This window comes from Archangium lansingense, from assembly GCF_026626635.1.
Taxonomy (GTDB): Bacteria; Myxococcota; Myxococcia; order Myxococcales; family Myxococcaceae; genus Archangium; species Archangium lansingense.
This window is the reverse complement of record NZ_JAPNKA010000001.1, coordinates 1,122,896-1,135,653: the sequence shown is the minus strand read 5'-3', so window position 1 is coordinate 1,135,653 and position 12,758 is coordinate 1,122,896. Positions and strand designations below refer to the sequence as shown.

The 12,758-nt window shown below is 68.8% G+C and carries 9 protein-coding genes; 4 read left to right on the top strand and 5 right to left on the bottom strand.

From position 1 onward, the window contains the following. Window positions 1-50 precede the first annotated feature (50 nt). Both ppdK and OV287_RS04580 read left to right on the top strand, forming a co-directional pair. Window positions 51-2,852, top strand: coding sequence for a pyruvate, phosphate dikinase (gene ppdK / locus OV287_RS04585; RefSeq protein WP_267532748.1), 2,802 nt, complete (start codon window positions 51-53; stop codon window positions 2,850-2,852). 50 nt (window positions 2,853-2,902) lie between these two features. After that, window positions 2,903-3,724 (top strand): hypothetical protein, encoded by an 822-nt coding sequence (locus OV287_RS04580; protein WP_267532747.1) that lies wholly within the window; start codon window positions 2,903-2,905, stop codon window positions 3,722-3,724. Window positions 3,725-3,807: 83 nt separating this feature from the next. Here the strand turns inward: OV287_RS04580 and OV287_RS04575 are convergent, their stop codons facing one another. From OV287_RS04575 to OV287_RS04565, 3 genes are all read right to left on the bottom strand, one after another. After that, complete coding sequence (locus tag OV287_RS04575) at window positions 3,808-5,292, bottom strand: ABC transporter permease/substrate-binding protein (RefSeq protein WP_267532746.1); 1,485 nt, start codon at window positions 5,290-5,292, stop codon at window positions 3,808-3,810. Next, complete coding sequence (locus OV287_RS04570; RefSeq protein ID WP_267532745.1) at window positions 5,289-6,032, bottom strand: ATP-binding cassette domain-containing protein; 744 nt, start codon at window positions 6,030-6,032, stop codon at window positions 5,289-5,291. Before OV287_RS04570 ends, OV287_RS04575 begins: the two co-directional genes overlap by 4 nt. Window positions 6,033-6,133: 101 nt before the next feature. Next, window positions 6,134-7,432 (bottom strand): mechanosensitive ion channel family protein, encoded by a 1,299-nt coding sequence (locus OV287_RS04565; RefSeq protein WP_267532744.1) that lies wholly within the window; start codon window positions 7,430-7,432, stop codon window positions 6,134-6,136. A 483-nt stretch (window positions 7,433-7,915) separates the two neighbouring features. Between OV287_RS04565 and OV287_RS04560 the strand changes: the two genes are divergently transcribed. Next, window positions 7,916-9,745 (top strand): thrombospondin type 3 repeat-containing protein, encoded by a 1,830-nt coding sequence (locus OV287_RS04560; protein ID WP_267532743.1) that lies wholly within the window; start codon window positions 7,916-7,918, stop codon window positions 9,743-9,745. Then, window positions 9,742-11,712: an adventurous gliding motility protein AgmC gene (agmC, locus tag OV287_RS04555; protein ID WP_267532742.1), complete on the top strand. Its 1,971-nt coding sequence runs from the start codon at window positions 9,742-9,744 to the stop codon at window positions 11,710-11,712. The genes OV287_RS04560 and agmC overlap by 4 nt, the downstream gene beginning before the upstream one ends. A gap of 157 nt (window positions 11,713-11,869) precedes the next feature. Here agmC and OV287_RS04550 read toward each other — a convergent pair whose 3' ends face one another. Next, entirely contained in the window at window positions 11,870-12,337 is a 468-nt protein-coding gene (locus OV287_RS04550; protein WP_267532741.1) for an SRPBCC family protein, read from the bottom strand. Further along, window positions 12,324-12,641 carry an ArsR/SmtB family transcription factor gene (locus OV287_RS04545; protein ID WP_267532740.1) on the bottom strand — a complete coding sequence of 106 codons (318 nt, stop codon included), beginning with the start codon at window positions 12,639-12,641 and terminating at the stop codon, window positions 12,324-12,326. The genes OV287_RS04550 and OV287_RS04545 overlap by 14 nt, the downstream gene beginning before the upstream one ends. Window positions 12,642-12,758 lie beyond the last annotated feature (117 nt).

Genomic DNA, 12,758 nt, shown 5'->3' with positions numbered 1-12,758 from the left:
GTAGGCTCGGCTTGCGCGGCCGAGCGTCCCACCCCCAGCTTCCGGGAGCCATGTCCAGCCGCGCCCGGAAGACTCCACTCCGCAAGACCCGGACTCGCGCACGTGCCGAGCCCCGGCTCGCCCGCTCCCCCACCCGCCCCCGTGCTCGCCCGACCGCCCGGGAGAAGTGGGTGTACCTCTTTGATGAGGGCCGGGGAGACATGAAGGACCTGCTCGGCGGCAAGGGAGCCAACCTTGCCGAGATGACGCTGCTCGGGCTGCCCGTGCCGCCCGGCTTCATTGTCACCACCCAGGCCTGCAATGCCTTCCTCGCCGCGGGCAACCGCTTCCCGGAGGGCCTCTGGGAGCAGGAGCTCGCGGCCCTGCGCAAGCTGGAGAAGCGGATGGGCCGCTCGCTCGGGGACCCGGAGAACGCCCTGCTGGTGTCCTGCCGCTCCGGCGCGAAGCTCTCCATGCCGGGGATGATGGATACCCTGCTCAACCTCGGTCTGAACGACGCCGTCGCCGAGGGCCTCGTCGCCGAGACGGGGGATGCACGCTTCGCCTATGACGCATACCGGCGGCTGGTGCAGATGTTCGGCACGGTGGTGCTCGGCTTGCCCGGCGAGCCCTTCGAGCGCGTGCTGGAGGAGTACCGGCGCCAGCGGGGCCTGGAGAACGACGCGGCACTGCCCGCGGAGGACCTCGAGGCCATTACCCGAGCCTTCCAGCATCTCATCCGAGAGAAGAGTGGACGCGACTTCCCCCAGGAGCCGCTCGAGCAGCTCCGGCTGGCCACCGAAGCGGTGTTCCGCAGTTGGAATGGCAAGCGGGCCCGGGACTACCGCGACGCCGCCGGCATCCCTCATGACCTGGGCACGGCCGTCAACATCGTCACCATGGTGTTCGGCAACCGGGGCGAGGACTCAGGCACAGGGGTGGTGACGACGCGCAACGTGTCCACGGGCGAGCGGGAGATGGAGGGCGACTACCTCTCCAATGCCCAGGGCGAGGACGTGGTCTCGGGCACGCGCCCCACGCTGCGCATCTCCGCCCTGAAGGAGCGCCACCCCAAGCTGTACGCCCAGCTCGCCAGGTACTGCCAGAAGCTGGAGCGGCACTTCCGCGACGTGCAGGACGTCGAGTTCACCATCGAGCAAGGCAAGCTGTGGATGCTGCAGACGCGCGACGCCAAGCGCACGGCGCAGGCCGCGGTGCGCATCGCCGTGGAGTTGGTGCGAGAGAAGCTCATCAACCGCAAGCAGGCCGTCCTTCGGGTGAAGCCGGAGCAGATCGACTTCTTCCTGCACCCCCAGTTCGCGCCCGCCGACAAGCAGGCAGCCCGAGACAGAGGGGACCTGCTGGCTACGGGGCTGAACGTGTCTCCGGGTGCGGCCAGCGGCGTGGTGGCCCTCGACGCCGACACCGCCGAGCGCTGGAGCAAGGAGGAGAAGAAGGCCGTCATCATGGTGCGGCCCGAGACGCGGCCGGATGACGTGCACGGCATGCTGGCGGCCCAGGGCATCCTCACCAGCCGAGGCGGACGCACCAGCCACGCGGCCCTGGTGGCGCGCCAGTTCGGCAAGCCCGCGGTGGTGGGCGTATCGGAGCTGGAGGTGGACTGCGAGAAGCGGCAGCTCACCGTGGCCGGGCGTGTCATCCGCGAGGGAGACACCCTCTCCATCGACGGCACCACGGGCGAGGTCTTCGCGGGTCCGCTGGAGACCGTCATCCCAGACCTGAAGGACGAGTACATCCTCGAGCTGCTGCGGTGGGCCGACGGCTTCCGCACGCTGGGCGTATACGCGAACGCGGACTACCCGCACGACGCCGAGCGGGCCCGGCAGCTCGGCTCGGAGGGCATCGGCCTGTGCCGCACCGAGCACATGTTCTTCGAGAAGGACCGCCTGCCGCACGTGCAGCGAATGATTCTCGCCCGCACGGAGGAGGAGCGCGACGAGGCCCTCGCGACGCTGCTGCCCTTCCAGCGGAAGGACTTCCTCGGACTGTTCCGGGTAATGGATGGCCAGCCTGTCACCATCCGCCTCATCGACCCGCCCCTGCACGAGTTCCTCCCCAACCATGACGTGCTGCTGCACGACGTCACCGAGCTGGAGACGCGGCTGGAGCTGCTCGAGGGCAGGCACGAGGCGAAGGGGCTGGAGGAGAAGCTCGCCCAGAAGAGGAGCCTGCTCGAGGCGGTGGAGTCGATGCGCGAGGCCAACCCCATGCTGGGCCTGCGCGGGGTACGGCTGGGAATCCATCTGCCGGCGCTCGTCCGCATGCAGGTACGGGCCATCTTTGAGGCGGCCTGCCGTTGCACTCGGGAAGGCGTGCACGTCTTCCCCAAAGTCATGATTCCGCTCATCGCGCACAGCAACGAGCTGCGCGTGGAGAAGGAGCTGCTCGAGGCCGAAGCCCGGGCGGTGATGGAGGAGCAGGGCGTGGAGGTGGAGTACCAGTTCGGGACGATGATCGAGATTCCCCGGGCGGCGATCATCGCGGACCAGCTCGCCCGAGAGGCGGAGTTCTTCTCCTTCGGGACGAACGACCTCACCCAGACCACCTACGGCATCTCGCGAGACGACGCGGAGACAGGCTTCCTCAGCGAGTACCTGCAGAAGCGCATCCTCCCGGAGAACCCCTTCGCCACGCTGGACCAGCGGGGTGTGGGAGCACTCATGGAGCTGGCGGTAAGGCTGGGCCGGCAGACACGGCCAAAGCTGGACCTCGGCATCTGCGGCGAGCACGGTGGGGACCCGAAGACGATCGCCTTCTGCCACCGCCTCGGGTTGGACTACGTGTCCTGCTCGCCGTACCGCGTGCCCATCGCGCGCCTGGCAGCGGCCCATGCCGCGCTCACCTCCTCATAGGACCTTCTCAGGAGCATCCGTCTTCGGAGTGTGACTGAATAAGGGTCGCCATGACCTCACCGACTGTTCGTCCGCCGCTGCGCCTGCGGTGGCTGCTCGCACCCTTGATGCTGCTCACGCTCACCGGCTGCGTTGATCTCCTCCAGGAGATCTGGCTTCTCCCGGACGGCTCGGGGCGTGTGGTGCTGGACGTGGGCCTGCCGAAGTCCTTCCTCGACCTCGCGCGGTCACAGGGGAAAGATCCACTCGAGCAGCTGCGCGCGGACGCTCGGGCCACCGAGGCCGAGCTGAAGAAGGACCCGGACGTGACGAAGTTCGAGCTCCGGGAGTACGAGGAGAACGGGCAGCAGCACCTCGTGTACGACCTGACGGTGAAGGACGCCACCCGGCTGGGCGAGCTGCAGAAACGGGCGATGGAGCAGAGCGCCACCGCGAAGCAGGGCAAGGCGAACGTGGGGTTCCACATCGAACGCAAGGGCTTCGGGGAGTACCTCTTCGTGCAGAGCTTCGGGGAGCCGAAGAACGAACCCGGTTCCTCGAACGGCGCGAAGGATCCCGTGGGGAAGGCGGCCCAGGACTTCGGGATGCAGATGGCCCGGGCGCTGCTGGGCAACCACTTCTACATCGTGCGAGTGCACGGTCAGGCCATTTCGGAGACGAACGGCACACTCAACGAGAAGAAGGACACGGCGGAGTGGAAGTACAACCTGGTCGACCTGACGGACGCTGCCAGCAAGGGCACGGAGCTGCGCGCGGTGGTACAGGCCGGGCCGCCGCTCTGGCTGTGGCCCGTGGTGCTGGGAGTGCCGCTGCTCGTGCTGGTGCTGGCGGTGATGGCGGCCCGGCGGCAGCGGTCCCGGCGCGCCGTCTGAACCGGCGGCCTCCCGGGCGCGCGATTCACCAACTGGTCCGACCATCGGACCAGTTGCTCGAGTCCGCGCCCGAGCCAGTGACCCTAGAGCCGCAACCCCCGGGGCACCACGAGTCGCTCGATGAGCTCGAACAGGCCGCTGACGAGCAATGCGAGCACGGCGGCGGGTACAGCCCCCTGGAGGATGAGCGCGGTGTCATCCAGCCGGATGCCCGTGAGGATGGGCTGTCCGTAACCCCCGGCGCCGATCAGCGCCCCCAGCGTGGCGGTGCCCACGTTGATGACGGCAGAGGTCTGGATGCCGGCGAGGATGGACGGCGCGGCCATGGGCAGTTCCACCAGCCGCAGGCGCGCACCGGGCGGCAGTCCAAGGGCCTCGGCGGACTCGCGCACCTCGGGAGGAATCCCGGAGAGCCCGGCCGCGGTGTTCCGGAGGATGGGCAGCAAGCTGTAGAGGAACAGCGCCACGATGGCGGGCCTCGCGCCAATGCCCAGCAGCGGAATCATGAACACCAGCAGCGCCAGCGAGGGCACCGTCTGGATGATGCCCGCCAGCGCGAGCACTCCCTGCCCCAGCCTCGGCCTGCGCGCCACCAGCACCCCCAGAGGCACCGCCACCGCAATGGCCGCCAGCAGCGACAGGCCCACGAGGAACAGGTGCTCGCGCGTGTGACGCCACAGGCTCGCGAGCACACTGTCTCCGCGCACCGTCACCACCAGTCCCAGCTCGCGCTCCAGGAACGTGGCGGCCACTTGTCGCTCGGGCACCCGCTGGAGCTTCGCCTGTGCGTTGAGCTCCACCATCTCCGCTTCGGAGATGCGCCCCTCCAGCCGCCCGAACGCCTCCACCACCTCCGGGGCTCGCCTCGCCAGGTCCTCGCGGTAGAGCAGCACCGCGTCGTACGCGGGGAAGTGCCGCAGATCGTCCTCGAGGACGCGCAGGCCGTAGTACGCAATCTCCGCATCCGTGGAGTACAGGTCCGTCACCTGGATGGCGCCACTCTCCAGGCCCCGGTAGGCCAGGTCATGGTCGAGCCCGCGCACGTCTCGCTGAGGCAACGCGTAGCGAGCGCGCAGCGAGGGCCAGCCGTCGCCCCGGTCCATGAACTCGTTGCTGAAGCCGAAACGCAGCTCCGGGTGCTCGCGCAGGTCCGAGAGGGTCCGGATGCCCAGCCGCTCGGCCTCCGCCTCCTTCATCCCCAGTGCATAGGTGTCATTGAATCCCAGGGGCGCGCTCATCCGCAGCCCCTCGGCGGCGAGCGCCTGGCGCAGCGACTCATCATCCGGCAGCGCGCGGCCGGCGAAGATCTCCTGACGCAGGGTGCCGGTGTACTCGGGATAGACGTCAATCTCCCCGCGCCTCAACGCCTGCCAGAGCACCTGGGTGCCGCCGAGCTCACGCCGGTGCTCGACCCGTGCTCCGGTGCTCCGCGCGAGCTGCGTCACCATGTCCCCGAGGATGACGGACTCGGTGAACTTCTTCGAGCCCACGCGCACGGTGGGGTCATCCGCGGCGGCGCCGGAGCACGCGGCGAGCACGAGCAACACACTGGCGGCGAGGGCCCTCATGCGTGGCGGCCCTCGAAAGGCAGACGCTGCGCCTGGAAGAAACGGGTGACGAAGGGATCGGCCGGAGCGCGCTCCAGCTCGGCGAGCGGACCCTGCTGGACGATGCGGCCCTCGCGCATCAACACCACCTGGTCGCCGAGAAAGGCCCCCTCGCCCAGGTCATGGGTGACGAGCACCACCGTCTTGCCGAGCCGGGCGAAGATGTCGCGCAGGTCCCCCTGCAGCTCGTAGCGAATCATGGGGTCCAACGCGCCGAGCGGCTCGTCGAGCAGGAGCACATCCGGGTCGAGCATCAGGGCGCGCATGAGGCTGACGCGCTGGCGCTGCCCCCCGGAGAGCTGGCCGGGGTAGCGGCCGAGCGCATCCGAGGGAAACCGGGTCAGCTCCACCAGCTCGCGCAGGCGGGCCTGGACGCGCGCCGCGGGCCACTTCAGATAGCGGGCCATGAGGGTGGTGTTGCCCTCGGCGGTGAGGTGCGGGAAGAGCCCACCACCCTGAAGGGCATAGCCCATCCGCTGGCGAACGGTGAGCAGCTCCTCGTCGCGCAGGGGCTGTCCCCGGAAGAGAACGCGGCCGGTGTCGGGCCGGAGCAGTCCATTCATCAGGCGCAGGAGTGTGGACTTGCCACAACCGCTCGGGCCGAGAAGAACGGTGGTACGCCCCTCGGGCACCTTCAGGTCCAGCGGGTGCAGGGCCTGCGTGCCGCCGAATCGCTTGGACACCTGTTCGAGCTCGAACACGCAGCACCCTCCTCCGCCCGTGCACGGGCCAGTCTCCACTTCATACCCCTCTCCATCTGGGAGCGGGAGCATGCGCGGCCCAGGCCTTCATGGACATTCCGCTATCCAGCTCTCGTGCCGTGCGGCACCACCACGTTCTCCCCAGGCTTCGCGGCGGACAGCGGACCCGCGGGGCTCGCGAGCGGCACGACCATCTCCGCGGGGAGACTGGCCTCGGCGCGCAGAACCGGCAGGCCCTGCGGCTGCTTCTGGAGGAAGGCGATGAGCTTCTCGCGCACCAGGCAGCGCAGGTCCCACGCCTTGCCCGAGTCCGCGGCGCTCACCAGCGCACGCAGCGTCATCGCCCGCTCGCTGCACGCCGTCACCTGCACGCCCTGCGCTTTGCCGTCCCACAGCTCGCGGCCCTCGTTGTGGAGGATGCGCACCAGCTCGACGCGCACCGCCGCCACGTCCGTCTTGTAGTCCGCGTACAGCTCCACCGTGCCCAGAATCTCCGGCGACACCTTGCTCCAGTTCTGGAAGGGCTTGTCGAGGAAGTGGGTCATCGGCACCACCAGCCGCCGCAGGTCCCACACCTTCACCACCACATACGTGAGGGTAATCTCTTCAATCCACCCCCACTCGTTCTCCACGATGACGGTGTCGCCGATGCGCACCGGCTGGGTGATGGAGAGCTGGATGCCCGCCAGCAGCGTGGAGATGGACTTCTGCGCCGCCAGGCCGAGGACGAGGCCCGCGATGCCGGCCGAGGCCAGCAGCGACACGCCCACGTTGCGCACCGCCTCGAACTGCAACAGCAACAGCGAGACAGCCAGGACATAGGTGGCCGCCTCGATGATGCGCCTCATCACCACGAGCTGCGTGCGCAGCCCCCTCACCCGCCCCACGTCCGCGCCGGAGTCGCGGACCACCTTCTGCTCGAGGAAGTGGGCGGACAGCTTGACGAAGCGCAGGACGAACCACGCCACCGCCACGATGGCCAGGGAGCGCGCGGCCAGGTCCACCCCGTGCTGCGCCGGAGGGGGCAGCAGCAGCACGCGAGAACCCAGCGAGCCCATCATCGCCAGCAGGGTGAATCGCAGCGGGCCCTTGCCGGCCGAGAACATCTGGTCATCCCAGCCGGAGCTCGTCAGGCGCACGGCACTGGCGCCCAGACGCAGGCCCACCTTCTCCAGCAGCCGGCTCGCCACCGCCGCCGCGACCACCAGCAGCACGAGCCCCAGCCACTGCCACAGCTCCAGCAACCCGAATGGTCTCACGGAGAGGAAGGGCGGCAGCGCCTCCTGCAACGGCGAGCCCTGCCCCGGATTGAGAACAGAATCAGCGGCGGGACCGAGCGCGAAGCCGGTGGACGGGGCCAGCAGGAGCAGCAGCGTGAGGACGAGGTTTCGGAGCATCATCGGTTCCCGGTGCGGTGCCGTCGCGGGGCTCCGCGGGGAGGCGCCACACGGCTCGCCCCCCCTGGCACACTCCTCACCCCTTAAATTAGTTTGAACTCAAAATAAACAACGGAAGAGAGGATTCTTCCGTCCCCTGGGCAAGCAGCCGAGCGCGCCGTATGCGGTGCCGGACACCCGGCATGTGGTTGCTCGTGTTGCTCGTGGGGGTGCTTGCTGACAGCGCCGGAAGCGGCGGCACAGCTCGTCAACGTGCAGGCGCTCTTCGAAGAGGCAACGTCCCCGCTGGATGCCTACAAACGCTTCAACTTCAGCCGGGGCTTCGTCCTCACCGACGACGCGCGGCTCCGCTCATCACCGTGTCGCGGTTCGACACGCAACTGCGCTCGAATTTCGGCGTGAAGTTCTGAGCAGGCTCCTTCGTGTCCGGAGGCCGCGCTGGCGACGTTTCATTGCCTGCGGGCTACAACTTGATACGGAGAGTTCATGAGTTACGTGCGTCTATCCGCCGTCGCAACCCTGTTGCTCGCCTCGGCCGCGATCGCCCAACCCGCGGGCGTGCCGACCTTCGAGCTGGAACGTCTGGAGCTCAACCCCAACGGCCGGGGCTCGCTGGTGATGGGGACCGGCGAGCTGCTGCCCTCGGGAGGGTTCCGCCTCTCGCTGATGGGGCATTACGAGAAGGATCCACTGGTGTTGTACGCGGATGGGAATCCGGTGGGCGCGCTGGTGGGGCACCGGGCCACAGCGCACCTGCTGGCGGCCTGGGCTCCCCTGCGCTGGCTGGAGGTGGGCGCCCAACTGCCCTTCGTCGTCTGGCAGCAAGGAGATGACCTGAGCGCCCGTGGACTGGCGGCTCCGGCGACGACGGGCCTGTCCACGCCCTCGGCGTACGCGCGGGTGGGGCTGCTCTCGCAGCGGCGGGAGGCGCCGGTGGACCTGGCCGTCGAGCTGGGCGTGGGACTTCCCGTGGGGAGCGCGGACGCGCTGGCGCGCGACAACACCTTCCGCTTCTCGCCCAAGGTGATGGTGGGCCGGCGCTTCGGCTTTCTGCGCGCGGGCGTAGAGGCGGGCGCGCTGGTGCGGCCCACCGTCACCCTCATCTCGGACCAGAACGTCCAGGACGAGGTGGGAACCGAGGTGCGTCTGGGCGCGGTGCTCGCCACCACGGGCAGCGGGTTGCGTGGAGAGCTCAACGTGCGGGGCGCCGTGCCACTCACGCAGCAGCCGGCGTCGCTGGAGCTACTGGCCGGCCTCCGGCTGCCGCTGGGGAGCCTCGGGGAGGCGTATGCGCTGGGAGGCCCAGGCTTCGGAGATACCCCGGGCACGCCCTCCTTCCGCGTGCTGCTCGGCGTGGCCCTCGGTGGCACCGAGCCCCCGGAGACCCTCACGGCGCGGGATGACGACGGCGACGGTGTGAGCAACGACCAGGACAAGTGCCCCACGGAGGCGGGTCCGGCCACGAACCAGGGCTGCCCGGTGAAGGACACGGATGGGGACGGCCTCGAGGACTCCGTGGACCGGTGCCCCCGCGAGGCGGGCCCCGCCGAGAACCAGGGCTGCGCGGGCGAGGTGAAGGGGAAGGACTCGGACGGGGATGGCGTCACGGATGCCGTGGACAAGTGCCCCCAGGATGCGGGAGCGGCCGAGAACGGGGGCTGCCCGACCAAGGACCGGGATGGGGATGGCGTGCTGGACGCCGCGGACAAGTGCCCCCGCGAGGCGGGCCCGGCGGCGCGTCAGGGCTGCCCGGTGAAGGACACGGATGGAGACGGCGTCGTGGATGACCGGGACACCTGCCCGTCGGAAGCCGGCCTGGTGGAGTTGCGCGGCTGCCCGGCGAAGGACGAGGACGGCGACAGCGTGGCGGACCACCTGGACAACTGCCCCAAGGAGAAGGGCGTGGCCAGCAACCAGGGCTGCCCTCCGCAGCAGGAGCAGCTGGTGGCCATCCAGAAGGACAAGCTGGAGATCAAGCAGGCGGTGTTCTTCGCCTACGGCAAGGCCGTCATCCAGAAGCGCTCCTTCAAGATGCTGGACCAGCTCGCCAAGGTCATCCAGCAGCAACCCCAGATAGAGAAGATCATCATCGAGGGCCACTCCGATAACATCGGCGACGCGGAGGCCAACCGCAGGTTGTCGCTGGCGCGGGCGCAGTCGGTGAAGGACTACCTCGTGAGCAAGGGCGTGGAGGCCTCGCGCCTGGAGGCGAAGGGCTTCGGGCCGGATCGGCCCCTCCTGTCCAACAAGACCGCCAAGGGCCGCGCGGCCAACCGCCGCGTGGCGTTCACCATCGTCACCCCCGAGGGCGAATGAAGACTCCATTCTTGAAGACATGGTTCGCGGCCACGCTGTGCGCGCTGGCCCTCGGCTCGAGTGCGGCCCTCGCTGAAGCCGATACGTTCGGGCTCGGCGATGGGCACAATGGGCCGCTCACTGTGGCGGGGCCCAATACCGTCATCAACAGCTATGCCCAGGTGACGACCTCGCTGGCAGCGGGAAGTACCTCCATCCCCATCGGGACGTGTACCGGAGATGCCACCTGCTTCGCGGCCGGAGATCTGGTGCTGGTGAACCAGACGACGGGCCTCGTGCCGGCGCCCACCTCGGGAGCGCAGGCGCCCGTCGACCTGAGCAGCAGCACGGTGGGACGCTGGGAGTTCGCGCGGGTGGCGACAGTGACGGCGTCGACGCTGGAACTCACGGCGCCGCTCGCCGGCGCGTACGCGGCGAACGTGACCCAGGTCATCCGGGTGCCCGAGTACACCAACGTCACCATCGCCGCGGGCCGGAGCATCTTGGCCCCCGCCTGGGACGGGAGCACGGGCGGCATCGTCGCGTTCCTGGCCACGGGACTGGTGACCAACAACGGGCAGATCAATGCCAATGCCCTTGGCTTTCGCGGGGGCCAGTACGTCAATGACCTCGCTGCGTTGCCCGGCTGCCTGGAGCTGGATGAGGCGGCCCCCAAGGGCGCGCAGAAGGGCGAGGGCGTTGCCAATTCGCGTTACGGCACCACCCATACGGGGCGCGGCAACGTGGCCAATGGGGCGGGAGGCGGCGTCTGCTTCAAGTCGGGCGGTGGAGGCGGCGGCCATGGTGGAGGGGGCGGACAGGGAGGACGCGCAGCCGAGGCAACGACCCGGGACGTGGGCGGACTGGGAGGAGCAGCGCTCACCTACCCGCAGCTGACCCAGTTGACGTTCGGCGGTGGCGGCGGGGCCGGTCATGGTTCCGACGCTACGGGCACGCCGGGAGGGCGTGGAGGTGGCGCCATCTTCATCCGGGCCAGCCAACTCACGGGGACGGGCGGCATCACTGCCTCGGGTGGTCAGGGCGGCGGCGCGGCCTCGGATGGAGCCAGTGGTGGTGGCGCGGGTGGCGCCATCTACCTGCGCTTCGCCAGAACGGCCGACTGCACTTCGATCGCCGCCACGGGCGGCCTCGGTGGCGCCGTGAACGCCATCCGGGTGGGCCCGGGAGGTGGCGGCGGCGGTGGGCAGGTGCTGCTCCAGTCCGCGGGAGGCACTTGCCCCATCTTCATCACCGGCTCCGCGTCCGGCAACCAGCAGGACAACTCCGATCCCTTCTACGGAGCCCAGGCTGGCAGCACTGGCAACTCCACCGTGTACCCGACCGGCTTCGTCGTGCCCACGCCTCCCACGATCATCACGCCGCCCGACGGCAGCATCACCAATAACCCCCGCCCGACCATCACGGGCACGGCCCTGGCTGGCGCCGTGGTGATTATCTATCTCGATGGAGTTGAGCTGGGCCGGGTGACGGCTGAGCCCACCGGCAACTACTCCTTCACCCCAACCACGGACCTGTCCGACGGCACGCACACGGTGCAGGCCGCCGCGGAGGTGCTGGCGGTGCGCAGTCTCAGGAGCGCGATCAACACCTTCACCGTGGACACCGGAGTACCCGACACCAGCATCGTCTCCGGCCCGTCGGGCTACACCCAGGAGCGGAACGCGACCTTCGAGTTCAGCTCGACGGAGCAGGGCGTGACCTACGAGTGCAACCTGAATGGTGCCGGCTTCACCCCGTGCCCCTCGCCTGTCACCTTCAACGGGCTGGCCGAGGGGGAGTACACTCTGGAGGTGCGAGCCCGTGATGCAGCGGGCAACGTGGATCAAACGCCAGCCACGCGGACCTTCCGCGTCACGGGTGCGGACCTCGCCCTGCTGGGCAGTGGGTGCTCGGCCACGGGGGGTAACGCCTCGCTGGTGCTGTTGGCCCTGGGCACGTTCACCGCGCTGGCCCGTCGCCGCCGCTAGGGAAAACTCCAGCAAGCACGTGGGTTCCGCATGCCCCCTCTCCCTCTGGGAGAGGGCGGGGGGTGAGGGTAGTCCCTGCGTGCCTCTCGTCGTTGCGGTTACCGCCTCATGAGGAAGACCCTCACCCTGACCCTCTCCCAGAGGGAGAGGGAATGCATCAGCCGCCCCAGCGCTTCGTCGTCATGGCGAGCGGCTGCCCGGTCTCGAGCAGCGACTTGAGGCTCGAGAGGATCGCCGGCCAGCCCTGGGTAATCCCCTTCATCGTCACGCCCCCCTCGACGAGCTCGTCGTGCAACACCGTCAGGCGCACCGTGCCCATGAACGGCTCGATGAGGAACGTGACCTTGGACGGGGGCTCCACCGCGCCGGGACTGCCCTCGGGGGCTCCCCAGGAGACGACGAGCTTCTTCGGCGGCTCGGACTCGAGCACCTGGCCGGTGACGCGCACCGCGTTGGTCTCATAGTCCTGATGCGTCCACCGGGAGCCGACCTTCCAGTCGGAGACGTTCTTGTGCAGGCCCCAATACTGCTTCGTCATCTCGGGGTCCTGCAGGGCGGCCCAGACCTTCTCTGGCGTCGTCTGGATGTACGTGACGTAGACGAACTGCGGCTTACGAGTCGTCATCTTCTTCCAGCCCTTTCCTGAGCTCGTGCAGCGCGCGCAGGCGCTGCCGCTCGAACTTCCCGATCCACCGCTCGTAGATGTCATGCAGCGGCACGGGATTGAGGTAGTGCAACTTCTCTCGGCCCCGCCACACGACGGCGACGAGGTTGGCCTCCTCGAGCACGGCCAGGTGCTTGGTGACCGCCTGACGCGACATGTCCAGGTGCCCGCAGAGCTCGCCGAGCGTCCGTCCATTCTCCTGGTGCAGGAGATCCAAGAGCTGGCGGCGGCTCTTGTCGGCGAGCGCCTTGAACACGAGATCCATGTCCATCTCCTCTACCAATATGCAACCTGCGGGTTGCATGTCAAGAACATGGGTCCAGAGACACTCCCATGACCTCGTAGGTCATCCCCGGGCGTATCTCCTTCTGACTTGCAAGGT